Source organism: Streptomyces sp. NPDC048521 (assembly GCF_043199855.1).
Lineage (GTDB): Bacteria > Actinomycetota > Actinomycetes > Streptomycetales > Streptomycetaceae > Streptomyces.
The window spans coordinates 418,980-444,405 of the sequence record NZ_JBICWR010000004.1; the positions used below are offsets into that span (position 1 = coordinate 418,980).

At 71.5% G+C, this 25,426-nt stretch carries 21 protein-coding genes and 1 riboswitch; of the genes, 17 read left to right on the forward strand and 4 right to left on the reverse strand.

Features of this window, described 5'->3' with window-relative positions; genetic code table 11:
- The first annotated feature begins 193 nt into the window (after positions 1–193).
- Positions 194–910 (forward strand): HNH endonuclease family protein, encoded by a 717-nt coding sequence (locus tag ACGFRF_RS12855; protein ID WP_393739053.1) that lies wholly within the window; start codon positions 194–196, stop codon positions 908–910.
- Positions 911–966: 56 nt separating this feature from the next.
- The gene (locus ACGFRF_RS12860) at positions 967–1,710 is read left to right on the forward strand and encodes an N-acetyltransferase (protein WP_393739055.1); all 744 of its coding nucleotides are present in this window, start codon (positions 967–969) and stop codon (positions 1,708–1,710) included.
- A 63-nt stretch (positions 1,711–1,773) separates the two neighbouring features.
- Here ACGFRF_RS12860 and ACGFRF_RS12865 read toward each other — a convergent pair whose 3' ends face one another.
- On the reverse strand, positions 1,774–2,499 hold the full coding sequence (locus ACGFRF_RS12865) for a hypothetical protein (RefSeq protein ID WP_393739057.1): 726 nt from the start codon (positions 2,497–2,499) through the stop codon (positions 1,774–1,776).
- A 70-nt stretch (positions 2,500–2,569) separates the two neighbouring features.
- A complete protein-coding gene (locus tag ACGFRF_RS12870; protein WP_393739059.1) occupies positions 2,570–3,256 on the reverse strand; it encodes a hypothetical protein in 687 nt (228 codons plus the stop codon).
- A gap of 188 nt (positions 3,257–3,444) precedes the next feature.
- Here ACGFRF_RS12870 and ACGFRF_RS12875 point away from each other — a divergent pair, with 188 nt between their 5' ends.
- The 15 genes from ACGFRF_RS12875 (at position 3,445) to ACGFRF_RS12945 (ending at position 22,056) form a co-directional block, all read left to right on the forward strand.
- Positions 3,445–5,883 carry an N-6 DNA methylase gene (locus tag ACGFRF_RS12875; RefSeq protein ID WP_393739061.1) on the forward strand — a complete coding sequence of 813 codons (2,439 nt, stop codon included), beginning with the start codon at positions 3,445–3,447 and terminating at the stop codon, positions 5,881–5,883.
- Positions 5,884–6,120: 237 nt separating this feature from the next.
- Entirely contained in the window at positions 6,121–6,771 is a 651-nt protein-coding gene (locus ACGFRF_RS12880; protein ID WP_393739063.1) for a hypothetical protein, read from the forward strand.
- A 38-nt stretch (positions 6,772–6,809) separates the two neighbouring features.
- Complete coding sequence (locus ACGFRF_RS12885; protein ID WP_393739367.1) at positions 6,810–8,303, forward strand: protein kinase; 1,494 nt, start codon at positions 6,810–6,812, stop codon at positions 8,301–8,303.
- Between the two features lie 69 nt (positions 8,304–8,372).
- Positions 8,373–9,200, forward strand: a complete 828-nt coding sequence (locus ACGFRF_RS12890) for a glycoside hydrolase domain-containing protein (RefSeq protein WP_393739065.1) — start codon at positions 8,373–8,375, stop codon at positions 9,198–9,200.
- A 145-nt stretch (positions 9,201–9,345) separates the two neighbouring features.
- The gene (locus ACGFRF_RS12895) at positions 9,346–9,996 is read left to right on the forward strand and encodes a SurA N-terminal domain-containing protein (protein WP_393739066.1); all 651 of its coding nucleotides are present in this window, start codon (positions 9,346–9,348) and stop codon (positions 9,994–9,996) included.
- A 224-nt stretch (positions 9,997–10,220) separates the two neighbouring features.
- Complete coding sequence (locus ACGFRF_RS12900) at positions 10,221–11,216, forward strand: nucleoside triphosphate pyrophosphohydrolase (protein WP_393739068.1); 996 nt, start codon at positions 10,221–10,223, stop codon at positions 11,214–11,216.
- A gap of 90 nt (positions 11,217–11,306) precedes the next feature.
- Positions 11,307–12,611, forward strand: coding sequence for a cytochrome P450 (locus ACGFRF_RS12905; RefSeq protein ID WP_393739070.1), 1,305 nt, complete (start codon positions 11,307–11,309; stop codon positions 12,609–12,611).
- A 143-nt stretch (positions 12,612–12,754) separates the two neighbouring features.
- Complete coding sequence (locus ACGFRF_RS12910) at positions 12,755–13,813, forward strand: transglycosylase family protein (protein ID WP_393739072.1); 1,059 nt, start codon at positions 12,755–12,757, stop codon at positions 13,811–13,813.
- A 182-nt stretch (positions 13,814–13,995) separates the two neighbouring features.
- Positions 13,996–14,168, forward strand: a riboswitch (cyclic di-AMP (ydaO/yuaA leader).
- Between the two features lie 4 nt (positions 14,169–14,172).
- Complete coding sequence (locus ACGFRF_RS12915) at positions 14,173–14,883, forward strand: transglycosylase family protein (RefSeq protein WP_393739074.1); 711 nt, start codon at positions 14,173–14,175, stop codon at positions 14,881–14,883.
- A gap of 338 nt (positions 14,884–15,221) precedes the next feature.
- On the forward strand, positions 15,222–16,508 hold the full coding sequence (eno, locus tag ACGFRF_RS12920) for a phosphopyruvate hydratase (protein WP_356337560.1): 1,287 nt from the start codon (positions 15,222–15,224) through the stop codon (positions 16,506–16,508).
- 186 nt (positions 16,509–16,694) lie between these two features.
- Positions 16,695–17,165: a septum formation initiator family protein gene (locus ACGFRF_RS12925; RefSeq protein ID WP_393739076.1), complete on the forward strand. Its 471-nt coding sequence runs from the start codon at positions 16,695–16,697 to the stop codon at positions 17,163–17,165.
- 48 nt (positions 17,166–17,213) lie between these two features.
- On the forward strand, positions 17,214–17,756 hold the full coding sequence (locus ACGFRF_RS12930) for a DUF501 domain-containing protein (protein ID WP_393739078.1): 543 nt from the start codon (positions 17,214–17,216) through the stop codon (positions 17,754–17,756).
- Positions 17,753–18,694: an exopolyphosphatase gene (locus ACGFRF_RS12935; RefSeq protein WP_393739080.1), complete on the forward strand. Its 942-nt coding sequence runs from the start codon at positions 17,753–17,755 to the stop codon at positions 18,692–18,694. The genes ACGFRF_RS12930 and ACGFRF_RS12935 overlap by 4 nt, the downstream gene beginning before the upstream one ends.
- 469 nt (positions 18,695–19,163) lie before the next feature.
- On the forward strand, positions 19,164–20,543 hold the full coding sequence (locus ACGFRF_RS12940; protein ID WP_393739082.1) for an NAD(P)/FAD-dependent oxidoreductase: 1,380 nt from the start codon (positions 19,164–19,166) through the stop codon (positions 20,541–20,543).
- Positions 20,544–20,763: 220 nt separating this feature from the next.
- A complete protein-coding gene (locus tag ACGFRF_RS12945; RefSeq protein WP_393739084.1) occupies positions 20,764–22,056 on the forward strand; it encodes a class I SAM-dependent methyltransferase in 1,293 nt (430 codons plus the stop codon).
- Between the two features lie 53 nt (positions 22,057–22,109).
- On the opposite strand, the gene ACGFRF_RS12950 is transcribed toward ACGFRF_RS12945, so the two are convergent.
- Positions 22,110–24,635, reverse strand: a complete 2,526-nt coding sequence (locus ACGFRF_RS12950) for an ABC transporter permease (protein ID WP_393739086.1) — start codon at positions 24,633–24,635, stop codon at positions 22,110–22,112.
- Positions 24,635–25,405: an ABC transporter ATP-binding protein gene (locus tag ACGFRF_RS12955; protein ID WP_393739088.1), complete on the reverse strand. Its 771-nt coding sequence runs from the start codon at positions 25,403–25,405 to the stop codon at positions 24,635–24,637. The genes ACGFRF_RS12950 and ACGFRF_RS12955 overlap by 1 nt, the downstream gene beginning before the upstream one ends.
- Positions 25,406–25,426: the final 21 nt, after the last annotated feature.

Consider the following 25,426-nt stretch of genomic DNA (forward strand, 5'->3'; position numbering starts at 1 on the left):
CGAGGTGTGAGCGGGCGCACGAACCCGCCGACCGTGCTCCCCCCGTACAGCACCGAGTGACTCAAGTCGGCCCGTCTTGCCCCTTTATCACCCCTTCGGGTCCCATCTGGTGGGAACGGAAGGGCGGTTACCGTGGGACGGAACGATCCGCCCGCACCCGAGGGCGGACCTGGGCGAGCAAGGGGGACGCATCGTGACGCGTCTGAGGGGCGGGGCGGTCGCCGCCGTGGCCGTGCTGGTCGCCGTGGCCGGCTGCCGGTCCGAGCAGGCCGGCGGAGCCGCCGGACCGGAGGACACCGGGAACGGGGGCGCGGCCCTCGCCGCCGCCGACTCACTGACCGTCAAGGGACGTGCGCCCAAGACCGGTTACTCCCGCGCCCGGTTCGGTACGGCCTGGGCGGACACCGACTCCAACTCCTGCGACACCCGCGACGACATACTCAAACGCGATCTGCGGCAGGTGAAGTTCACCGGCGGCACCTGCAAGGTCTCCTCCGGCCGCCTCGACCCGGACCCGTACTCCGGCAAGGACATCACCTACCGGCGCGGGCGCAGCCAGGTCGACATCGACCATGTCGTCGCCCTCTCGGACGCCTGGCAGAAGGGCGCCAAGTACTGGGACCCCGGCAAACGCATAGCCCTGGCCAACGACCCCCTCAACCTCATCGCCGTCGACGCGCGCACCAACCGCGGCAAGGGAGACGGCGACGCGGCCACCTGGCTCCCGCCCCGTACGTCCTACCGCTGCACCTATGTCGCCGCGCAGGTGGCGGTGAAGAAGAAGTACGGCCTGTGGGTCACCGCCGCCGAGAAGGCCGCCATGAAGAAGGTCCTCGCCACCTGCCCGGACCAGAAACTCCCCTCGGGCGGCAACCCGACCAAGGCACCGGAGCGCTTCCGGGCCCACTGACCCGACACGCGCAATCCACTACCCGAGCGCGGTGCCCGCCGCCTACCGTGACCCGCATGGACGTCAAGGTGAGCAGCGTCGCCGAACGGCCCGACCGGCTGCCGGCGGTACTGCAGATGGCCGACACCTGGCCCGAGTTCGTGACCAACGACCCCGTGGGCACCGCCCACTACGGCCGCATCCCCACCGAACTGCCGCACTACGCGCTGTTCGCCGAGGACGGCAACGGCGAGATCGTCGCCCACGCCTTCAGCGTGCCCTTCGCCCTCGACGTCGACGGCCGGCGCACCCTGCCCACGCGCGGCTGGGACCAGGTCCTGCTCTGGGCCTTCGCCGATCTGCGCCGCGGCACCCGCCCGGACACAGTCAGCGCGATCTCCGTCACCATTGCCCCGCACGCCCAGGGCAACGGCCTGTCCGCCGTCCTGCTCACGGCGATGCGGGACAACGCCCGCGCCCGCGGCTTCCGGGAGGTCGTCGCCCCCGTCCGCCCCAACGCCAAGCACCGCGAACCGCACACCCCGATCACCGAGTACGCCCACCGGGTGCGCCCCGACGGACTGCCCGAGGACCCGTGGCTGCGCGTCCACGCCCGGGCCGGCGCCACCATCGACTCGATCGCCCCGGCCTCCATGACCGTGGGTGCCTCGCTGGAGGAGTGGCGCCGCTGGACCGGGCTGCCCTTCGACACCGCCGGCGACATAGAGGTGCCCGGCGCGCTGGTCCCGGTCCACTGCGAACCGGAGCGCGGGTACGCCGTCTACGTCGAGCCCAACGTATGGATGCGCCACCCGCTGTGACCTGACGCGGGCCGGGCCCGGCGTCAGGTCACAGCGATCAGGCGGAGCCGGCCGCCTCGCGTCTCACGCGGCCGACTTGCCCTTCAGGGACTTCAGGACCCGCGTCGTCACCTTCTTCGCGGTCGCGGCACCGTCGTCACTGCCGGCCGTGGAGAGCACGGTGACCACGGTGTTGCCGGAACGGGCCGCGATCAGCGTGGTGCCGTTCTCCCAGGCGCCGCTCGTCAGCGTCATCGTGAACGCCTCGTCGCCGAGCCCGGCCGTGGACCGGCCCGTGACCTTCACCCTGGCGTGCGCGTCCGTGTCCGTGAAGGTGGCGCACTCGGTGGCGACGGACTGCAGCTGCTTCATCACCGTCTTCGCAGTGGTCCCCCGGAACGCGTCGATCTCCTGGGCCACTTCCTCGGTGTTGTCCTGGTTCGCGTAGTCGTCCTGCGCGAAGGACACGCCCCCCTCGAAACCGGTCACCTGGATCCAGGCCGTGCCCTCCAGCCTGGTGCAGTCCGGCTTCGCGGTCTTCCTGCCGGACGGGGAGAGGAACTTGTCCCCGCTGTCCGAGGAGCCGTCGGCCTGGTGGGTGAACCCGGCCGGGAAGGCCGACGCGGGTGCCAGCACCTGCTTGAGCTGCGTACCGGTGAGCAGGCCGGCGTCGGGGTTCTTCGCCTTGGCCGGCTTGGCGCTCGCGCCGCTGTGGGAGGAGCCATCGGAGGACCCGGTGGAGCAGGCGGACAGGGCCAGGGGAAGTGCCGCCACGGCGAGCAGGGTGGCGACACGGGACGAGAGACGCATGACAGTCCTTCAGACAGTTCGTTGAAACAGGGAAGTATGTACGGCGAGCCGTACGGCGCCCGGCACCGGGTCAGGCCTTCTTCCAGTCACCGCAGCCGGTCGTCTTGAAGTAGGCGTCCGTCGGGCTGATGGTGACGACCGCGCTGCCGGTCACGTTGTTGTTGGCGATGATCGAGTTCAGGCCGTGCGCGGCGTCCTTGGTGCGCTCCCAGTAGCAGGAGTCGTCGGCGTTCCCGGTGGACCTGTAGGTGCCCGGCGCGATGTCCGTGCCGACCTTGAACATGCCCCCGTCGCCGTCCATGGAGGAGGCGGGCGTGCCCTTCGCCTTCGGGTCGACGGCCTCCCAGTCCTCGCAGCCGCTGGACTTGAACAGTTTGTCGGTGGCCTTGATGGTCACGTAACTGGTGCCGCTGACGTTGTCATTGGCCAGCAGCGAGTCCATCTCGCCCTTGGCGTCCTTGGCGCGCTCCCAGTAGCACATGTCGTCGGTGTTGCCGGTCGTGCGGTACGTACCCGGCTTCACGTCGGAGCCGACCTGGTACTCGCCGTCGCCGGCGAAGGCGGCCTTCTTCTTCTCGGCCGCCTGCGCGTCCCCCGAGTCCTTGCCACCGGACTTGTGCTCGGCGGAAGCCGAGGAGTCCTTGCCGCCGCCCTTCGAGCCGCCGTCCTTGTCATCGCTGCCGGCGTTCGCGGACACGGCACCGATGACGACGATCCCCACGACGGCGCCGAGCGCGACCTTGGCCTTCATACCCATGGCGAATCCCCTCCCAAAGCGGCGGCCGCCCCCTCCGGTGGCCGCTCGTTCGCTGGGTCAATAAGAGCAGAGCCTGTGAACCGAGTCAACACGGTTCACAAGCAATGCTGTGTACACGGCCGTGAATGAAGGGCTCTTGTGTGCGCCGGTATGCTCGGTGCACACACGGGACGAGGGGAGCGGGGCCGGTGCAGGACAACGCGACAGAGGTGACCGCGGCCGGTATCGCGCGGCTCGCCGGAGTGGGCCGAGCCGCCGTCAGCAACTGGCGCCGCAGGCACGCCGACTTCCCCAAGCCGGTCGGCGGCACCGAGACCAGTCCGTCCTTCGCGCTCGCCGAGGTGGAGGCGTGGCTCCGCAAGCAGGGCAAACTCGCCGAGGTCCCGCTGCGCGAACGCGTCTGGCAGCAGCTCGCCGGCCATCCCGAGGGCCCGCTGACGGCCCTGGTGCACGCCGGGTGCGCGCTGCTGCTGATCCACGAACGCCCCACCGTCTGGCTCGACGTGAGCGCCGGCTCCGACGCGCGACTCGCCGCGATGCTCCCCGGCGCGCTGGAGCAGGTGCTGATCCCGCGCTTCGGCGGGGCGCCCGGCCGCGCGGTTCACGGCGGCCGGTCCGCGGACACCGCGGCGGCTGTGAACGCCCCGCACGACGCACAGGGTGTGAACAGTGCGCCGCACACCTCCGCTGTGAACGCGGCACCAGCAGCCCCGGGTGTGAACCCGTCACCGACGCCGGACCCTGTGAACGCACCACCGGCGTCGCACGCTGTGAACACGCCACCAGCCGTTCACAGCACACCCGACGCTCACAACCCATCTGCGGCCCACGACGCGCCGACCACCCACGGCGCTCACGCCGCCCACGCCGACCACAGCGCGCAAGCCGACCACAGCGCGCAAGCCGACCACCGCGCTCCCGCCGGTGCTGTCACCGGACACCGCACCCCCAGCACGCCAAGCACCGCCCACACCCCAGGCACCCCCCACCCCCCAACCACCTCCACCCTGCGGACCCCCACCGGCCCCCAACTCCTCCCTTCCGCCCCCCTCCTGCGCGGCGCCGCCGAGCTGGCCGCCGAGGCGGGGGCGCGGCAGGTGTTCGAATTCCTGCTGGGCCGGCACCTGGACGCCAACCCCCGCCAGTACACGCTCACCCCGGCCGAACTCGCCGGTCTCATGGCCGACCTCGCCGGCCCCGCCCGCAGCGTGCTGGACCCGGCCTGCGGTACCGGCGCCCTGTTGCGCGCCGTCGACGTCCGCCCCGGCCAGGAGCTGTACGCCCAGGACAGCGCCTCCGACCTCGCCGCGCTCGCCGCACTGCGGCTGGCGCTGCATTCCCGGGCCACTGTGCGCGGTGCCGTCGGCGACACCCTGCGCGCCGACGCCTACCCGGAGCTGCGCGCGGACGCGGTCCTGTGCCACCCGCCGTTCAACGAGCGCAACTGGGGCCACGACGAACTGGCCTACGACCCCCGCTGGGAGTACGGCTTCCCGGCGCGCACCGAGTCCGAACTGGCCTGGGTGCAGCACGCGCTGGCCCGGCTGGCCGACGGCGGGACCGCCGTGCTGCTCATGCCGCCGGCCGCCGCCTCGCGCCGCTCCGGGCGCCGTATCCGCGCCGACCTCCTGCGCCGGGGCGCGCTGCGGGCCGTGGTCGCGCTGCCGGTCGGGGCGGCGCCGCCGTACAACATCCCGCTGCACGTGTGGGTGCTGCGCCGGCCCGACCGGACCCCGGCGTCTCCCGAGGTGCTGCTCGTGGACACCGGGAGGTTCGCCGGGGAGGGACGGGGCGGCCCGGACTGGGAGGCGGTACGGGACGCCGTCCTGGACGCCTGGCGTGCCTTCACGCGCGTGGGGCGGCTGGACGAGCGGCCGGGGCTCGCCCGTTCCGTGCCGGTCATCGAACTCCTCGACGACGACGTGGACCTGGCTCCCGCCCGCCATCTGCCGCCGGCGGCGATGGCCGACGGCGCGGAGCAGCTCACGGCGGTGCGCGAGCGCCTCGGCGCGACCCTGCGTCTGACGGCCGACCTCACTCCGCCCCCCGCCGACCCCGCACCGCCCGCGCGCTGGCCGCTGACCACCGTCGGCGAACTCGCGCGCGGAGGCGCACTGGTGATGCGCACCGGCGGGAACGGCGGACACGTGCGCGTGCCCGTGCTCACCGACCACGACGTCCTCGCCGGGACGGCGCCCTCGGGCACGCTTCCCGAGAGCGAGGAGGAGGCCGTACTGACCGAGCCGGGCGACGTCGTCGTACCGGTGCTCGGCGGTGGCTCGGTGGCGCGTGTGATCGACGAGACGACGGGGGGCGCCGCCCTGGGGCGCAACCTCGTGCTCCTGCGCCCCGATCGCACGGCGCTCGACCCCTGGTTCCTCGCCGGATTCCTGCGCGGCACCGCCAACAACCGGCAGGCCAGCAGCTACGCCTCCACCGCGACCCGCCTGGACGTGCGCCGTCTGCAGTTGCCCCGGCTCCCGTTGGAGGAACAACGGCGCTACGGCGCGCGCTTCCGCGCACTCGACGAGTTCGAGCGGGCCCTGCGTCACGCGAGCCGGCTCGGGGAGCAACTCGTGCGCGGGATGTACGACGGGCTGACCGACGGGACGGTGGCGCCGGACTGAGGGCGGGGTGCGGCGTGGGAGGGGCGGGCGTGTGAGCGGCGTGCGCCGGGGTGAGCCGGGGCCCGCGTCCGGCCCGCTCCCGCCGGCACCCGCGCGGTCGTGCGAAGTGATCGGTACGACAACGGTTGGGCGCAACCCGGGACCGCTTGTCCGTGTCGGCCTATACGCTCGAACTCCGACATCGAACCCGTCGCTCGCACGTCCGTCCCCATCGGCATCACCGGTTCAGGAGCAGTCATGTACGGCCACGGCGCGCCGCCGCCCACCCGCAGCGCGAGTACCGTCATCACCCAGCGGGTGCTGTTCACCGCCGCCGGTTTCCTCTCGTGCGGCCTGCTCGCCTGCGTGCCGCTGTTCCGTGTGGCCTTCCTGCGCGGGCGGTGGTTCGACTGGACGGCGGCCTGGGTGAGCCTGCCGCTGTCCATCGTGTGCTTCGCCGTGGTCGGCTCGGTGGAGGACAGCGACCACAGGGGCGACGTCGCCCTCGCCGTGGTCCTGCTGCTGGGTGCCGTCGCCGGCGCGTACTTCCTGGTCACGGACATACGGCTGCACAATCAGCGGCAGGAGTACGCCGGTTACGCGCCCTCCGGAGCGTCGACCGTGCCGGGCACCCCGTACGGCTATCCGCAGCCCGCGTCCCCGTACGCGGTCACGCCGCCCGCGCCGCAGCCCTTCATGCCCCAGCCGCCGTCGCACCAGCACCAGACACCGGTGCCCGGGACACCTCCGCCCCAGCACCCCGTACCGCTGCAGCACCCCGTACCGCCGCAGCACCCCGTACCGCCGCAGCGCCCCGCGCCCGCCCGTATCGACCAGGTCCGCGCCGAACTCGACGAGCTCAGCGACTACCTGCGCCGGCAGGACGGCAGCCAAGAGGGCGGCAGGTGACCGTGGCGACGGGACGTGTCGTCGCCGGCCGGTACGAACTGTCCACGCTCATCGGGCAGGGCGGCATGGGCCAGGTCTGGACGGCCTACGACGGGCGGCTCGACCGGCGCGTGGCGGTGAAGCTGCTGCGCCCCGACAAGGTGGCCGGCCAGGAGGCCGACGAGCTGCGCCGCCGGTTCGTGCGTGAGTGCCGGGTGACCGCGCAGGTGGACCACCCCGGTCTGGTCACGGTGCACGACGCGGGCAGCGAGGGCGAGGAGCTGTTCCTCGTCATGCAGTACGTGGACGGCGCGGACCTCTCCGACCACCTCGCCGAGCACGCCCCGTACCCGTGGCAGTGGGCGGTCGCGGTGGCCGCGCAACTGTGCGCCGTGCTGAGCGCCGTGCACGCCGTGCCGATCGTCCACCGCGACCTCAAGCCGCGGAACGTGATGGTGAAGCAGGACGGCACGGTCACCGTCCTCGACCTGGGCGTGGCCTCCGTCATGGACACCGACACCACGCGCCTCACCCACACCGGCTCCCCGATAGGCTCGCCCGCCTACATGGCGCCCGAGCAGGCGATGGGCGGCGCCGTCGGCCCGTACACCGACCTGTACGCGCTGGGCGTGCTGCTGCACGAACTGCTCAGCGGGGACGTGCCGTTCGCGGGTTCCACGGCGCTCGGGGTGCTGCACCGGCACCTGTACGAGCCCCCGCTGCCCGTGCGCCGCATCCGCCCCGAGGTCCCCGAGGCGCTCGAGACCCTCGTGCTGCGGCTGCTCGCCAAGGACCCGCAGCACCGTCCGGCGTCCGCGCAGGAGGTGTACGAGGACCTGGCACTGCTCCTGCCCGCGCGCGGGATGCCCACCGGGGCGCCTTTGGACCCCACGCGCCCCTTCCTGCGCCCGCACGCCCCCTGGCCGGATCGCGCGCGGACGCCCGCGCCCCAGCCCGCCCCCGTCGCGCCCGCACCGCCGGTGGCCGACAAGCCCGACGTCGCCGCGGCCGTGGACGAGGTCAAGCGCCTGCTGGGTGAGGGCCGCATCACCCAGGCCGTCGACATCCTCGGCACGATCCTGCCCGCCGCCGCCGAACAGCACGGCGAGCACTCCCCGGTGGTGCGCACCCTGCGCAAGCAGTACGCGGCCACGCTCATGGACGACGGCCAGTACCGGCGCGCGCTGCCCGAACTGCGCCGTCTCGCCGACGAACGCGCCGCCGAGGCCGGCCAGGCCGACCCACAGTCCCTGCGCTTCCGCTACGAGGCCGCGCACTGTCTGGAGCAGCTGGGCGAGCCGGCGGCCGCGCTCGCCGAGTACCGCGCGCTGCTGCCGTACTACGAGAACCAGTACGTCTCCGGCGACCCGCAGCTCGCGCACGAGGTCCGCAGGCGCATCGGCCACCTGCTGCTCGCCCTCGGCGACCGGCCGGCCGCGCACGACACGCTCGCCCGGCTGGTGATGGACGTGGAGCGGCTGCACGGTCCCGGCCACCCGATGGCCGTGGAGATCCGGCGCACCCTGCAATGGCTGGGGCAGGTGCGGGGCTAGATTGTGCTGTCGCCCGGAGATCGTGATGAACTCCCGGCGCACGACATCGACACATCAGGGGTGGGGTTCATGGCCGGCCATCGGCATTCCAAGAAGCGCAGATACATCACGTGGGGGGTGGCCGGCGCGGCCGTCGTCGCCGGGGCGGGCATCGCCGCGCAGACCTCCATGGCCGCCACCGGCTGGCCGCCGCAGAAGACCTTCACGGGCCGCGCGTTCGACACCTGCACCGCGCCCTCCCTGTCGGCGATGAAAGCCTGGCACACCGGCTTCTACGGCGCCGCCGCCGTCTACGTGGGCGGCAAGAACCGCGGCTGCGCCCAGCCCAACCTCACCGCCTCCTGGGTGAAGTCGGTCAGCTCCCTCGGCTGGAAGCTCATCCCGATCTACGTGGGCGCCCAGCCGCCCTGCCAGTCCGGCTCGAGCCCGGAGAAGCTGACCGCCTCCACCGCCGCCTCCCTGGGGGCGAAGGACGCCGCCGACGCCGTGGCCAAGGCGTCCGCGCTGGGGATGAAGGCGGGCAGCCCGATCTACCTGGACATGGAGGCGTACGACATCACGAACAAGGCGTGCAACGACGCCGTGCTGACGTACGTACGCGCCTTCGACAAGGGCCTGCGCGCCAAGACGTACCGGGCCGGGTACTACGGCTTCAGCAGCTCCAGCGCCAAGGCCATCGCCACCGCCAAGGACAAGACGGACCTGCCGGGCAACCTCTGGTACGCGCGGTGGGACAAGCAGAACACCACCACCGCGGACTGGCCGTGGGGCGCCACGCAGTTCACCGGCCACAGCCGCGGCCACCAGTACATGGTCAACAGCAAGGAGACGCACGGCGGCGTCACGCTCACCGTCGACCGTGACGCCTGGGACGCCCCGGTGGCCATCACCGGCTGACCCGGAACGCCGTCCGGCGGGCGCGGCGGTGCCCGAAGCGCGCGCGAATCGTTGGTCGAATGGGTTGGCCGCAGCCTGCCCACTGCCTACCATCGATCATCGCAAGACTTTGTGCACCGCCGCACAATCTCCCTTGGAGGTTTCCTTGCACCGCCGCCGTCGCACCGCGCTCGTCCTCACCGCCGCGATCGCCGCCGCGGCACCCGCCCTCACCGCCTGCGGAAACGATGCGCATCCGGGCGCGGCGGCCGTCGTCGGAGGACAGCGGATCACCGTCTCCCAGCTGGAGAGCCGGGTCAACGAGGTCCGCAAGGCCCAGCGGGCCGCGGTGTCGGACGAGACCCAGTACCAGCAGGTCGTCGCCTCCACCGGCAGCCTCACCCGTGACACCCTGCACAACATGGTCCTCGACCGGGTGCTGCACCGTGCCGCGCGGGACGAGGGCATCTCGGTCACCCGCAAGGAGATCCAGCAGATGCGCGGGGACCTGGAGCGGCAGGCCGGCGGCGCCAAGGGGCTGGAGACGGCCTGGCTGCAGAAGTACGGCATCGCCCCCGCACACCTCGACGACAACCTCCGCCTCCAGCTGGAGGCGCAGAAGCTCGCGGCCAAGCTCGGCACCGACACCACCCAGCCCGCCTTCTGGAAGGCCCTGTCCAAGGCCTCCGAGGAACTCGACGTCGACCTCAACCCGCGCTACGGCACCTGGGACGTGCAGAAGAGCAGCCGGGTGGACGCCAGGACGCCGTGGGTGCGCGAGGTCACGGCAGCGGGCGACCAGCCGCTGACGGCGTAGCCACCACGCCTGGACCACCGGGTGCCGGAACGGTACGGCAGCGGGAGCGGTTCGCCGGCCCGGGCGGTATGCCGGCAACCGGTTTGCCGGCCGGGAGGTACGGCAGCCGGAACGGCGCGGCGGGGAGCGGAACGACGGGATCCTTCGGTCATACGATCACACGAACCCCTCGGCCCTGTGGACAACAAAATCCGCTGTCTGCCGCCGTGGGTTACGTTCGGATCGTGAACGCATCCAGCCCCGAAGCCGCCGACCCCGGCCGCATCGTCCTGCTCACCACCAGCCACCGCGTCGCCCCCGGCCTGCTGTCCTGGCCCGCCTGGCAGGCCTTGCGCGCAGCCGACGCCGTGCTGTGCGCGGACGGCGCGCACCCGCAGCTGCCGTATCTGCGGGAGGCCGGTACAGCCGTTCAGGAGGCGTCCCCCACCGCGCAGGAACTGGTCGACGCCTGCGCCGGCGGGCGGACGGTGGTGGTCGTGGCGACGGGCGAGGGCGAGCCGGCGCTCACCGACGGCCTGGCCCGGCTGGCCGGTTCCGGCCGGGTCTCCATGCCGGATCTGGAGCTGTTGCCCGCCTCCTACGACCTGCCCGGCGCCCGCCTCCTGGACCTCGTCCAGGTCATGGACCGCATCCGCGCCGAATGCCCGTGGTCCTCCCGGCAGACCCACCAGGGTCTGGCCAAGTACGGCATCGAGGAGGCGTACGAACTGGTCGAGGCGATCGAGGCCGGCGACCGCGAGGAACTGCGCGAGGAACTGGGCGACGTCCTCCTCCAGGTCGTCTTCCACTCCCGCATCGCCGAGGAGGACCCGGACACGCCGTTCTCCATCGACGACGTGGCCGGCGGCATCGTCGCCAAGCTCATCCACCGCCACCCGCACGTGTTCGGCGACGAGGAGGCCGAGACCCCGGAGGACGTCAAGGCGCACTGGCTGCGCACCAAGGCCGAGGAGAAGCGGCGCACCTCGGTCACGGAGGGCGTCCCCCTCGGCCAGCCCGGCCTCGCCCTCGCCGCCAAGCTCGCGTCCCGCGCCCGCACGGCGGACCTGGACGTGCCGTTGCCGCAGGGGGAGGGCGTCGGCTACGAACTGCTCGCCCTGGCGGTACGCGCCGAGGCGGCCGGCATCGATCCGGAAGCGGCTCTGCGGGCGGCGGCCCGGGTGTACCGGGACGCGATACGGGCGACGGAGGGAACGGCACCGGAGCGGGGGAAGGGCTAGCACGGCCCACCGCGGCCCGCCCACCGCGGCCCGCGGCCGCCGGCCATGCCCGCCAAGGTCCGGCCGGGTGCGGCCGGATACCGTCGAGGGGTGACCGACCAGCCCCACCGCCCGACCGCCCCGGACTCCGCGCCCGACCTCTTCACCTGGGAGTTCGCAGCCGACCCCTACCCCGCCTACGCCTGGCTGCGCGAGCACGCGCCCGTGCACCGGACGCGGTTGCCCAGCGGGGTGGAGGCCTGGCTGGTCACTCGGTACGCCGATGCCAAACAGGCCCTGGCCGACCAGCGGCTGAGCAAGAACCCGGCCCATCACGACGAGCCCGCGCACGCCAAGGGCAAGACCGGCATCCCCGGCGAGCGCAAGGCCGAGCTGATGACGCATCTGCTGAACATCGACCCGCCGGACCACACCCGGCTGCGCAGGCTCGTCAGCAAGGCGTTCACCCCCCGTCGCGTCGCCGAGTTCGCGCCGCGCGTGCAGGAGCTGACCGACCACCTCATCGACCGGTTCGCGCGAGGAGGCTCCGCCGACCTCATCCACGAGTTCGCCTTCCCGCTGCCCATCTACGCCATCTGCGACATGCTCGGCGTCCCCCGCGAGGACCAGGACGACTTCCGCGACTGGGCGGGCATGATGATCCGGCACGGCGGAGGGCCCCGGGGCGGGGTAGCCCGGTCGGTGAAGAAGATGCGCGGCTACCTGGCCGAACTGATCCACAAGAAGCGCGAGGCACTGCCCGCCGAGCCCACGCCCGGCGAGGACCTCATCTCCGCCCTCATCCGCGCCTCCGACCACGGTGAACACCTCACCGAGAACGAGGCCGCCGCCATGGCCTTCATCCTGCTGTTCGCCGGCTTCGAGACGACCGTCAACCTCATCGGCAACGGCACCTACGCCCTGCTCACCCACCCCGAGCAGCGCCACCGGCTGCAGGAGTCCCTGGCGAGGGGGGACACGGGCCTGCTGGCGACCGGCGTGGAGGAACTGCTCCGTTTCGACGGGCCGGTGGAGCTGGCCACCTGGCGGTTCGCCACCGAACCGCTCACCATCGGCGGGCAGGACATCACGCCGGGCGACCCGGTGCTCGTCGTGCTCGCCGCCGCCGACCGGGACCCGGAGCGGTTCGCCGACCCGGACGTGCTGGACCTCGCCCGCCGCGACAACCAGCACCTCGGCTACGGCCACGGCATCCACTACTGCCTCGGCGCGCCGCTCGCCCGGCTGGAGGGACAGACCGCGCTCGCCACCCTGCTCACCCGCCTGCCCGACCTGCGGCTCGCCGTGGACCCGGCGGAGCTGCGCCGGCGCGGCGGACTCATCATGCGCGGCCTGCGCACCCTGCCCGTGGAGTTCACTCCGGTACCCGACGGGGTCGTGAAACCGCAAACATGACAGGCGCTCAACTCTGTGATCTTCACGTGATCTGCGCGGCATGAACTTGTGACAAGTGATCGTCTGCCGATACGTTCACCCATCAGCGCGGCGACAGGCTCCATCCGCCGCGCCGGTCCTGCTGTCGCACGAAAGGCTTCCGCATGCTCTCCGGGAACGGTCGTCACCGTCGCCCCCGTCAGGCTCCGGCCCTCCTCGTCGCGGCCGGAGTGACCGGCTCGGCCATCGCCATCCCCCTGCTCGGCGCCGCGAGCGCCAACGCGGCCGACGGCACCACGTGGGACAAGGTGGCCGAGTGCGAGAGCGGCGGTTCCTGGAGCGCGAACACCGGCAACGGGTACTACGGCGGCCTGCAGATCTCGCAGGACGACTGGGACGAGTACGGCGGCGGTCAGTACGCCGACAGCGCCGACCAGGCCAGCCGTTCGCAGCAGATCGCCGTCGCCGAGAAGATCCTCGCCGACCGGGGCACCACCCCGTGGGCCACCTGCGCCCTGCTGTCGGGCCTGACGTCGAACTCCGGCTCCCTGGACGTCGACACGGGGGTCGGCGGCTCCGGTGACACCGGCGGTTCGAGCGACTCGCCCGGATCGGCCGACAACTCCGACTCGTCCGGTCTGCCGGATTCGTCGTCGTCCTCCGGCCCCGGTTCCCCCTCCCCCTCCGGTTCTCATCCCGGCTCGGGCTCCTCCACCGGTTCGGCCGGTACGCCGTCCTCCGGTGCGAGCAAGGGCGCGGACGCCACCACGGACCCCGGTGCGGACGCCGGCTCCACCGGAACCAAAGCCCCCAAGTCCGACAAGTCCGCCTCGCCCGACACCGGAAACCCGCAGGGAAGCGGCAGCGCGCCCACCGTTACCCCTAGCGTGCCCAACCAGGACAATCCCCAGCAGAGCGCCGGTTCCTGGAGCCTGGTCGACACCGGCGCCCTCACCGGCGGCGGACGCCACCGGGGGGACAGTGCGGACGAAGGCGTGACAAACGGTCAGAACGCCGCGTCGTCCGGCCGCCACGCCTCCCGTGAATCGGGCACCTACACCGTGCGCGAGGGCGACTCGCTCGCCTCCATCGCCGACTCCCTTGAGGTCGACGGCGGATGGCGCGCGCTCTACGCCCAGAACAAGAAGGCCATCGGCGCCGACCCGAGCAGCATCACCGCCGGTCAGACCCTGGACGTCGGTGCCGAAACGGGCGGCGAGTAGCGGGAGTTGGCGCCCCGATTCGCGGCTGATGTCCGATTTGGCGAAAGTGTGGGATGAGTCTCAGAAGCCCTGATCGTCTTTGAAATTGCGCCGATCGCCTGTCTACGGTCGGGACCGCTCGTCACCACGAGCCCCGGCAGCCGCAACGCCGAATCCTGCCAGCGGTTGCCCGGGAACAGTCGTCGCGTCAAGCGCCGTAGGCAGGAGCGGGGGACCCAAGGTAAGCGCCGGAACCAGCAGTTGAGCTGGCACCGGCTAGGGGTGGAGCCGCACCTCGCGCAAGCGGGAGTGCGGCCGGGCAACTCAACCGGCCCGAACCCGACAGCTCACCTCGCAGGCGTCGGTGAGGGGATCGATCCATGCTGTTTTCCGGCAAGGGCAAGCACCGTCGTCCGTCCAAGGCCACCCGCGCCATCGCTCTCGCCGGTGTCACCGGCGCCGCCGTCGCCGCCCCGCTGATGGCGGCCGGCAACGCCTCCGCCGCCACCGCCTCCCAGTGGGACGCGGTCGCCCAGTGCGAGTCCGGCGGCAACTGGTCCATCAACACCGGCAACGGCTACTACGGCGGTCTGCAGTTCTCCGCCTCCACCTGGGCCGCGTACGGCGGCACGCAGTACGCCGGCACCGCCGACAAGGCCTCCAAGGCGCAGCAGATCGCCGTCGCCGAGAAGGTCCTCGCCGCCCAGGGCAAGGGCGCCTGGCCGGTCTGCGGCACGGGCCTGTCGAGCACCCCCTACAACGGCTCCGCCCCGACGACCCCCTCGTCGAGCGGCAGCACCACCACCCGCTCCACCGACCAGCAGGCCGCCTCCCGCTCCGCCGAGCGTCCGGCCGCCTCGCGCTCCGCCGAGCGTCCGGCCGCGTCCGCGAGCAAGACCGTCACCACCCCGACCGGCAAGAAGGTCAAGAAGGGCGACGGCGAGTACAAGGTCGCCACCGGCGACACCCTCAGCTCCATCGCCGAGAAGCAGGGCGTCAAGGGCGGCTGGGAAAAGCTGTTCCAGCTGAACAAGGACATCGTCGAGGACGCCGACCTCATCTTCCCGGGCCAGCAGCTGCACCTCAAGTGACGCCTGGCGCCCACGCGAACCACAGCGCCCTCACCTCCCCGGCCCGCACACGAAAGGCCTCGTGAGGGCCACCCCCCGTCCCCACGGGCTCCCCGCCCCGGTGCGTGTTCCCCCGTACGCACCGGGGCGGGGTTCTGTCGTTTCCCGGCTGTTCGGCGGGACCTCATCCGCACGCCCCTTTGTTCCGCGGGTGAACAATGGGTACCGTCTGCGTGTCCCTCCCTGTCCACGGGACGGTCGGTCGCTGGCCGACGCCCCGCGGACGGTTAGGCTCTAGTCGCAAGGCACAGCCGTAAGGCAGCCAGCCCCGCACTTCCAGCGTCACATCCAAGAAGGAGATGCTCGTGCCGTCCATCGACGTCGTCGTAGCCCGGGAAATCCTGGACTCCCGAGGCAACCCCACGGTCGAGGTCGAGGTCGGCCTCGACGACGGCAGCACGGGTCGTGCCGCCGTCCCGTCCGGCGCCTCCACCGGCGCCTTCGAGGCCATCGAGCTGCGCGACGGTGACCCCAACCGCTACCAGGGCAAGGGCGTCGAGAAGGCCGTCCTCGCCGTCATCGAGCAGATCGGCCCGGAGCTGGTCGGCTACGACGCCACCGAGCAGCGCCTGATCGACCAGGCGATGTTCGACCTGGACGCCACCGACAACAAGGGCTCCCTCGGCGCCAACGCCATCCTCGGCGTCTCCCTGGCCGTCGCCCACGCCGCCTCCGAGGCGTCCGACCTGCCGCTCTTCCGCTACCTGGGCGGCCCGAACGCGCACCTGCTGCCGGTGCCGATGATGAACATCCTGAACGGCGGCTCGCACGCCGACTCCAACGTGGACATCCAGGAGTTCATGATCGCCCCGATCGGCGCGGAGTCGTTCTCCGAGGCGCTGCGCTGGGGCACCGAGGTCTACCACACGCTGAAGAAGGTCCTGAAGAGCAAGGGCCTGTCCACCGGCCTCGGCGACGAGGGCGGCTTCGCGCCGAACCTCGGCTCCAACCGCGAGGCCCTCGACCTCATCCTCGAGGCCGTCAAGGAAGCCGGCTACGCCCCCGGCGAGCAGATCGCCCTCGCGCTCGACGTGGCCGCCTCCGAGTTCTACAAGGACGGCAAGTACCTCTTCGAGGGCAAGGAGCGCTCCGCCGCCGAGATGACGGAGTACTACGAGGAGCTGGTGGCGGCCTACCCGCTCGTCTCCATCGAGGACCCGCTGTTCGAGGACGACTGGGCCGGCTGGAAGGTCATCACCGACAAGCTCGGCGACAAGGTCCAGCTCGTCGGCGACGACCTGTTCGTCACCAACCCCGAGCGTCTCGCCCGCGGCATCGAGGAGGGCGCCGCCAACGCCCTGCTGGTCAAGGTCAACCAGATCGGCTCGCTGACCGAGACCCTGGACGCCGTGGAGCTGGCCCAGCGCAACGGCTTCAAGTGCATGATGTCCCACCGCTCCGGCGAGACCGAGGACGTCACCATCGCCGACCTGGCCGTCGCCACCAACTGCGGCCAGATCAAGACCGGCGCCCCGGCCCGCTCCGAGCGCGTCGCCAAGTACAACCAGCTGCTGCGCATCGAGGAGATCCTCGACGACGCCGCGGTGTACGCCGGCCGCAGCGCCTTCCCGCGCTTCAAGGGCTGAGCCAACCCGGGCCAAGTCCTAGCCAGTCGTACGTACGTCCCCGTACCCGGTCCCGTACCGTGTCCGGGGACGTACGCGCGTGTGAACGGGAGGCGGGAAGATGGCCGTGCTGTGCTGTCCCGGGGCACCCCCCGGCCCTCCGGACGACGCGCAGGTGACCGGAGCAATGCTGCGAGGTGAGATGTCGTGACCGGTCGTGACCGGTTCTCCACCGCGACCAGGCTGCGGCTGCTCGGCGAGCAGACGGCGGCCCGGGTCTACCGCTCCCAGACCAAGCGGCAGGCCCGCCGCTCCCGGCTCACCGGCCGCGCGGCGCTGCTCGCGCTGGTGCTGTGCACGATGATCATCGCGCTCGCCTATCCCATGCGGCAGTACGTCTCCCAGCGCGCCGAGATCGCCGACCTCCAGCGGCAGCAGGAGCAGGCCCGCCGACGCGTCGAACAGCTGCGGGACCTCAAGGCGCGCTGGCAGGACGACGCCTACGCCGAGCAGCAGATCCGGCGTCGGCTGCACTATGTGATGCCCGGCGAGACCGGGTACGTCGTCATCGACCCGGGCGCGGCCAAGCAGTCCCGTGCCGACTCCGGGGCCGCCCACCGGCCCTGGTACGCGAACGTCTGGGACGGGGTCGACAAGTCCGACGCCTCCGACCAGTGAGCCGGCCTGCGGGCCGGTGACCGACAGAAAGCCACCCGGAAAGCAGTCATGCAAACGCCTCCGCCGCCCACTCCGCGCACCGAGCCCACCGACGCGGACGTCGAGGCCTTCAAGCAGCAGCTCGGCCGTCCGCCGCGGGGCCTGCGGGCCATCGCGCACCGCTGCCCGTGCGGGCAGCCCGATGTCGTGGAGACGGCACCCCGGCTGCCCGACGGCACGCCCTTCCCGACGACGTACTACCTGACGTGCCCGCGCGCCGCCTCGGCGATCGGCACGCTGGAGGCGAACGGCGTCATGAAGGAGATGACGGAGCGGCTGCAGACCGACCCGGAACTGGCCGCCGCCTACCGGGCCGCGCACGAGGACTACATCCGGCGCCGGGACGAGATCGAGGTCCTGGAGGGCTTCCCGAGCGCGGGCGGCATGCCGGACCGGGTGAAGTGCCTGCACGTCCTGGTGGCCCACTCGCTGGCCGCCGGCCCGGGTGTGAACCCGCTCGGCGACGAGGCGATCGCGATGCTGCCGCAGTGGTGGAGCAAGGGCCCGTGCGTGACGGTTGCGTCGGACGACACCGAGGAGGGCGAGCAGTGACCCGTGTCGCCGCTGTCGACTGCGGTACGAACTCCATCCGTCTGCTGGTCGCGGACGCGAACCCGGAGACGGGTGAACTCGTCGAGCTGGACCGGCGGATGACGATCGTCCGGCTCGGCCAGGGTGTCGACCGCACCGGCCGGCTCGCCCCCGAGGCGCTGGAGCGGACCTTCGCGGCCTGCCGCGAGTACGCCGAGATCATCAAGGAGCACGGCGCCGACAAGCTCCGCTTCGTCGCCACCTCCGCCTCCCGGGACGCCGAGAACCGGGACGACTTCGTGCGGGGCGTGCTCGACATCCTCGGCGTCGAGCCGGAGGTCATCACCGGTGACCGCGAGGCCGAGTTCTCCTTCACGGGGGCGACCGAGGAACTCAAGGGCCGTGACGACCTCGCCAAGCCCTACCTGGTCGTGGACATCGGCGGCGGTTCCACCGAGTTCGTCGTCGGCGAGGACCACGTACGGGCGGCGCGCTCCGTGGACGTCGGCTGTGTACGGATGACGGAACGGCACCTGGTGCACGACGGCGAGGTGAGCGACCCGCCCACCGAGGAGCAGATCGCCGCCATGAGGGCCGACATCGAGGCCGCCCTGGACCTCGCCGAGCAGACGGTCCCGCTGCGCGAGGCGCACACCCTGGTCGGCCTCGCCGGTTCGGTCACCACCGTGTCCGCGATCGCCCAGGAGCTGCCCGAGTACGACTCCGCGCGGATCCACCACTCGCGCATCTCCCGCGACCGGGTCCGCGAGATCACCGAGTGGCTGCTGCGTTCCACGCACGCCGAGCGCGCCGCGGTGCCGTCCATGCACCCGGGCCGGGTCGACGTCATCGGCGCAGGCGCCCTCGTCCTGCTCGCGATCATGGAGCGGATCGGCGCCGAGGAGGTCGTGGTGAGCGAGCACGACATCCTCGACGGCATCGCGTGGTCGGTGGCCTGACCGCCTTCCGCACCGACGTCTCAGGGGTCGTTTCCGGCCTCCTTCCTACTGGTCGGTAGCCTCCGGTGAGCAGCTCGGATAACGTGTGAGCGGCCCATCCGGGGGCTCCGATGACACGCCGTCGGAAAAGTTCGTGAAGTTCTTCACAAGGAATTGGGTCGTGGCGGGGGGTCGAATGGCCCTCACGGGGCCGTCAGGGGCCCCGACGGCCCTCCGGGCGTGAATCCGAGGGCGGCGCGCGGGTGCTTCCGAAGGGTGCCTCAGGGGCCCGGACGGGGGTGCCTCACAAGGGGCCGAACGGCCCGGAGAGGCAGCTCACGCGGCATTGACAACGGGGTGAACCGGCTACCGGTTCCCCCTCGCCCGCATGACCTGCGTCACGCGGGTCGCGGAGTTTAACACAGGCCCCGTCGGAGCTTGTGAAGGGGCGCACGAGCAGCCCCCCCGAGGCGGGTGGATACTCGATGGCATGAGCACCACGGAGCGTCCCAGGATCCTCGTAGTAGGCGGTGGGTACGTAGGCCTGTACGCAGCTCGGCGCATTCTCAAGAAGATGCGCTACGGCGAGGCGACCGTCACGGTCGTCGACCCCCGGTCGTACATGACCTACCAGCCCTTCCTCCCCGAAGCCGCCGCCGGCAGCATCTCCCCTCGCCACGTCGTCGTCCCGCTGCGACGCGTGCTGCCGAAGGCGGAGGTCCTCACCGGTCGGGTCACCACCATCGACCAGGACCGCAAGGTCGCCACGATCGCCCCGCTGGTGGGCGAGGCGTACGAGCTGCCCTTCGACTACCTGGTCATCGCGATGGGCGCGGTCTCCCGCACCTTCCCGATCCCCGGCCTCGCCGAGCAGGGCATCGGCATGAAGGGCATCGAGGAGTCCATCGGCCTGCGCAACCACGTCCTGGAGCAGCTGGACAAGGCCGACTCCACGACCGACGAGGAGATCCGCCGCAAGGCGCTCACCTTCGTCTTCATCGGCGGTGGCTTCGCGGGTGCGGAGACCATCGGCGAGGTCGAGGACATGGCCCGGGACGCGGCCAAGTACTACAAGAACGTGTCCCGCGAGGACATGCGGTTCATCCTCGTCGACGCCGCCGACAAGATCCTTCCCGAGGTCGGCCCCAAGCTCGGCCAGTACGGCAAGGAGCACCTGGAGAGCCGGGGCGTGGAGATCTACCTCTCCACCTCGATGGACTCCTGCGTCGACGGCCACGTGGTGCTGAAGAACGGCCTGGAGGTCGACTCCAACACCATCGTGTGGACGGCCGGCGTCAAGCCGAACCCGGCGCTCTCCCGCTTCGGTCTGCCGCTCGGCCCGCGCGGTCACGTCGACTGCGAGCCCACGCTCCAGGTCAAGGGCACGGACTACATCTGGGCCGCCGGCGACAACGCCCAGGTGCCGGACGTCGCCGCCCGCAAGGCCGGCGTGGAGAACGCCTGGTGCCCGCCGAACGCCCAGCACGCGCTGCGCCAGGCGCGCGTCCTCGGCGACAACGTGATCTCCGGTATGCGGGGCTTCCCGCAGAAGGAGTACGAGCACGCCAACAAGGGTGCGGTGGCCGGTCTCGGCCTGCACAAGGGCGTGGCGATGATCGTCATGGGCAAGATGAAGATCAAGCTCAAGGGCCGCCTCGCCTGGTACATGCACCGTGGCTACCACGGTCTGGCGATGCCGACCTGGAACCGCAAGATCCGTGTCTTCGCCGACTGGACGCTCGGCATGTTCCTCAAGCGCGAGGTCGTCTCCCTGGGCGCCATGGAGAACCCGCGCGAGGAGTTCTACGAGGCCGCCAAGCCGGCCCCGGTCGCCGCGGCGAAGACCGAGGAGAAGGCCAAGGCCTCCTGACGCCTCGACAGCGGCCACCGGCCCGCGGTCGGTGAACCACCCGAAGGACCTCCCGCCATCCGTGGTGCGGGAGGTTCTTCGGCGTTGCAGGGAGGCCGAAGTGCTTGCCGTCTACAGCCGTTTTGCTCAGTTGTAACTCCTTTGCGGGACTGCGCCGAGCGCCTCACGGTGTTTACGTGGTGAACGGACATCCGGGATCGTCGTCTTGGAGGTGTGCGCCATGGCCGACGCCGCGTCGCGGCTGAGGAGTCTTGCCGAGCAGGTGCTGGGAGTGCCGCTCCCCGTACGGGTACGGGCGTGGGACGGGTCCCAGGCCGGACCGCCGGACGCACCGGCGCTCGTGATCCACAACCGGCGCGCCCTGCGCCGCATGCTGTTCAAACCGGGGGAACTGGGTCTCGCCCGCGCCTGGGTGGCAGGCGACCTGGACATCGAGGGCGACCTGTACACCACGCTGGACCTGATGGCAGGCCTGGTGTGGGAGCGCGGTGAGGACGCCCGCACCCTGGTACAGGCGGTGCGCGATCCGGAGGTACGCGCCGCCGTCCGCGACCTGCTCAAGCTCGCCGGACCCCCCGTCCCGCCCGCCCCGCCGCGCGAGGAGATCCGCAGACCCCGCCGGCGTCTGCACACCCGGCGCACCGACAAGCGGGCCATCAGCCACCACTACGACGTCGGCAACGACTTCTACGAGATCGTCCTCGGCCCTTCCATGGTGTACTCCTGCGCCTACTGGGAGGACGGCGGCACCCTGGAGTCGGCCCAGCGCGACAAGCTCGAACTCGTCTGCCGCAAGCTCGGCCTGACGGCCGGCCGGCGGCTGCTGGACGTCGGCTGCGGCTGGGGCTCCATGGCCATCCACGCGGCCCGCGAGCACGGCGTCAGCGTCGTCGGGATCACCCTCTCCCAGGAACAGGCCGTCTACGCCCGTAAGCGCGTCGCCGACGAGGGCCTGACCGACCGGGTGGAGATCCGCGTCCAGGACTACCGGGACGTCGTGGACGGCCCCTTCGACGCGATCTCCTCCATCGGCATGGCCGAACACGTCGGCGCCGAACGCTACCTGGAGTACGCCAACCAGCTGTACGCCCTCCTCAAGCCCGGCGGGCGGCTGCTCAACCACCAGATCGCCCGCCGTCCCCACCGGGACGAATCGGCGTACGAGGTGGACCCGTTCATCGACTCCTACGTCTTCCCCGACGGCGAACTCGCCCCCATCGGCACCACCGTCACCCAACTGGAGCGTGCCGGCTTCGAGGTGCGGGACGTGGAGGCCATCCGGGAGCACTACGCCCGCACCCTGCGCCAGTGGGTCGCCAACCTGGAGGCCGACTGGGACCGCGCGGTCCAGCTCACCGGTTTCGGCCGCGCCCGCGTCTGGCGCCTGTACATGGCCGCCTCCGCGCTCGCCTTCGAACGCAACCGCATCGGTGTCAACCAGGTCCTGGCGATCCGCACCCCGGAGTCCGGGGCGTCCGGCCTGCCGCTGCGCACCCGCGTCTGGAACGGCTGACACGCACCGGGCCCCGCTCCGCGATGAGTGGAGCGGGGCCCGGTGTCGTACCGCTACTCGGCCTTGATCGCCGCCAGCATGTTCAGCCGGGAGGCGCGCCGGGCCGGCCAGAGGGCGGCCAGCACGCCGACCACGCCCGCCAGCAGCAGGAAGACCGCCATCCGGCCCCAGGGCAGGACCAGTTCGTACGTCGGCATCTTGGTGCCCAGCAGCTCACCGGCCGCCCAGCCGAAGAACACGCCCAGGCCGATCCCGAGCACACCGCCGAACAGCGAGATCACCAGGGACTCCAGGCGCACCATCCGCTTGACCGCCTTGCGGTCCAGGCCGATCGCGCGGAGCATGCCGATCTCCTGGGAGCGCTCGAAGACCGACATCGCCAGGGTGTTGATGACCCCGAGCACCGCGACGATCACCGCCATGCCGAGCAGGCCGTAGACCATGTTCAGTATCAGAGTGAACATCTTCGCGATCTCGTTGGAGATGTCCCGCTTGTCCTGGACCTTGATGGCCGGGTTGGAGCCGAGGGCCTTCTCCAGCGTGTCCTTGGCCGCGCCGGAGGCGCCGTCCGCCGTCTTGACCATGACCTGCATGTCGGACGGGTCGGTCAGGTGGGGGGTGAGGACCTTGTTGTCGAGCATGATCCCGTTGATCATGTCGTTGCCCTCGTAGATGCCGGCGACCGTCAGCTTCCGCGCCGCGCCGTCCTCGAAGTGCACGGTGAACTCGGAACCGGTCTTCCAGCCGTACTCCTTGGCCCGGTCCTCGTCCACGACGGCCCGCGTGCCGCCCACCGTGAAGGAGCCGTCGTCCACCTTCAGGTCCGTCAGCTTGCCGATCGCGGCGCCGTCGACGCCGGTCAGGTACTCGGTCTTGCCGTCGATCCGGGACTCACCGTTGCGCAGCGGGCTGCTGGCGGTGACGCCGTCGGTGGCGGCCACCCTCTCGGCCACGTCCGGGGAGAGCGGACCGCGGTTGGCCATCGAGACGACGTAGTCCGCGCGGATCGCCGAGCCGGCCATCTTGTCGATCGACGTCTGCAGGCTGCCCGCCATCACCGTCATGCCGGTGATCAGGGTCAGGCCGATCATCAGCGCGGAGGCGGTGGCCGCCGTACGGCGCGGGTTGCGCACCGAGTTCTGCCGGGCCAGCTTGCCGGAGACGCCGAACACGCGCAGCACCGGGGCGGCGGCCGCGATCAGCGGGCGGGACAGCAGCGGGGTCAGGATGAACACGCCGATGATCAGCAGGACGGCACCCAGCCCCATCGGGCCCTGGGCGTCGGACTTCATGGTCGTGGCCGCGAGGATCACCGCGACACCGGCCGCCGAGAACAGCGCGCCGAGCGTGTTGCGCAGCACCAGCGACTTGGTGGTGGCCTGGGCGTGCACGCTGCTCATCGCCGCCACCGGCGGGATCTTCGCCGCCCGGCGGCCGGGCAGCCAGGCGGCCAGCATGGTGATGAGGATGCCGACCGCGAGGGCGGCCGCCACGGTGCCCGGGCTGATCACCAGGGGCCCGTCCGGCACGCTCGCGCCGAAGGAGCCCAGCAGGGAGCGCAGGCCCGCGCCGATGCCGATACCGGCGGCCAGACCGGTCACACCGGCGACCGCGCCGACCGCGAACGCCTCGATGAGCACCGAGCGGGTGACCTGGCGGCGGGAGGCGCCGACCGCCCGCATGAGGGCCAGTTCCCTGGTGCGCTGGGCGACCAGCATGGTGAAGGTGTTGGCGATGATGAAGGTGCCGACGAACAGGGCGATGCCGGCGAACACCAGCAGGGTCTGCCGCAGGCCGCTCATCGAGGCGGAGATGGCCTGCGCCTGGTCGTCGGCGAGCTGCTTGCCGGTGGTCGTCTCCACCAGGCGGGACGGCAGGGCCTTGTCCAGCGCGGCCTTGAGCGCCGACTGGCTGGTTCCGGTGGCGGCCCGCACGTCGATCTCGTCGTACGTGCCCTTCTTGCCGAACAGCTGCTGCGCGGTCGGCGTGTCGAACAGGGCGAGGCTGCCGCCCGCGGCCACGTTGCCGTCGTCGGTGGTGAAGACGCCGGCGACGGTCGGGGTGAGGACCGGGCCGTCGACGGACAGGCGCACGGTGTCGCCGACCTGGTAGCCGGCGCGCTCGGCGGTCCGGGAGTCGAGCAGCACCTCGTCCTTGCCGTGCGGGGCGTGACCGCTGACCAGCGGGTACCGGGCGTCCTTGGTGCCCCAGTAGTTGCCGCCCGCGGACTGCCAGTCGCCGCCGACGAGTTCGCCGTCCTTGTCGGCGACGGCGGTGAAGCCGGTGACGACGCCGGTCGCGGAGGCGGCGCCCGGGACCTTCGCGGCCTTGTCGAGCAGCGCCCGGGTCAGCTCGGGAGTCCTGCCGACCTTGTTGCCCTCGGAGTCCTGGTACGTGGGCCGTACGGCGACGTCGACCCGGTCGAAGCCCTTGGCGGAACTCTTCTGGTAGGCGTCGGAGATGGTGCTGGTGAAGACGAGCGTCCCGGAGACGAAGGCCACGCCGAGCATGACGGCGAGCACGGTCATCAGGAGCCGGGCCTTGTGCGCGAGGACGTTGCGCAGGGCGGTGCGGAACATCAGCTGGTACGGCCCTTCGCGTCGAACCGCTTCATCAGGTCGAGGACGGAGTCGGCCGTCGGGGCGTGGATCTCGTCCACGATCCGCCCGTCGGCCAGGAAGACGACGCGGTCGGCGTATGCCGCCGCCACCGGGTCGTGGGTCACCATGACCACCGTCTGGCCCAGCTCGCGCACGGAGTTGCGCAGGAAGCCCAGCACCTCGGCACCGGAGCGCGAGTCGAGGTTGCCGGTCGGCTCGTCACCGAAGATGATCTCGGGCTTGGAGGCGAGGGCGCGGGCGACGGCCACGCGCTGCTGCTGGCCGCCGGAGAGCTGGGAGGGCCGGTGGCTCAGCCGCCCGGACAGCCCGACCATCTGGATGACCCGGTCCAGCCACGCCTTGTCCGGCTTCCGCCCGGCGATGTCCATGGGCAGGGTGATGTTCTCCAGCGCGGTCAGCGTCGGCAGCAGGTTGAAGGCCTGGAAGATGAAGCCGATCTTGTCCCTGCGCAACGTGGTGAGCTGCTTGTCCTTCAGGGACCCCAGCTCGGTGTCGCCGATGCGGACGGACCCGGAGGAGAAGGTGTCGAGGCCGGCCACGCAGTGCATCAGCGTGGACTTGCCGGAGCCGGACGGGCCCATGATCGCGGTGAACTCGGCCTGCCGGAAGTCGACGGAGACCCGGTCCAGGGCGACCACCCGGGTCTCACCCTGCCCGTAGATCTTCGACAGCTCCGTGGCGCGTGCGGCCACGGCGGTGGTCCGGCCGGCGGTGGGTGTGGTGGTCACGGGAAGGTGCTCCTGTCGGGA

Coding starts and splice junctions, on each gene's coding strand:
- ACGFRF_RS12915 (WP_393739074.1), top strand. CDS start 14,173: ATGCTGTTTTCCGGCAAGGGCAAGCACCGTCGTCCGTCCAAGGCCACC.
- ACGFRF_RS12945 (WP_393739084.1), top strand. CDS start 20,764: ATGGCCGACGCCGCGTCGCGGCTGAGGAGTCTTGCCGAGCAGGTGCTG.
- ACGFRF_RS12880 (WP_393739063.1), top strand. CDS start 6,121: ATGTACGGCCACGGCGCGCCGCCGCCCACCCGCAGCGCGAGTACCGTC.
- ACGFRF_RS12890 (WP_393739065.1), top strand. CDS start 8,373: ATGGCCGGCCATCGGCATTCCAAGAAGCGCAGATACATCACGTGGGGG.
- ACGFRF_RS12870 (WP_393739059.1), bottom strand. CDS start 3,256: ATGGGTATGAAGGCCAAGGTCGCGCTCGGCGCCGTCGTGGGGATCGTC.
- ACGFRF_RS12950 (WP_393739086.1), bottom strand. CDS start 24,635: ATGTTCCGCACCGCCCTGCGCAACGTCCTCGCGCACAAGGCCCGGCTC.
- ACGFRF_RS12930 (WP_393739078.1), top strand. CDS start 17,214: ATGCAAACGCCTCCGCCGCCCACTCCGCGCACCGAGCCCACCGACGCG.
- eno (WP_356337560.1), top strand. CDS start 15,222: ATGCTCGTGCCGTCCATCGACGTCGTCGTAGCCCGGGAAATCCTGGAC.
- ACGFRF_RS12910 (WP_393739072.1), top strand. CDS start 12,755: ATGCTCTCCGGGAACGGTCGTCACCGTCGCCCCCGTCAGGCTCCGGCC.
- ACGFRF_RS12940 (WP_393739082.1), top strand. CDS start 19,164: ATGAGCACCACGGAGCGTCCCAGGATCCTCGTAGTAGGCGGTGGGTAC.
- ACGFRF_RS12860 (WP_393739055.1), top strand. CDS start 967: ATGGACGTCAAGGTGAGCAGCGTCGCCGAACGGCCCGACCGGCTGCCG.
- ACGFRF_RS12865 (WP_393739057.1), bottom strand. CDS start 2,499: ATGCGTCTCTCGTCCCGTGTCGCCACCCTGCTCGCCGTGGCGGCACTT.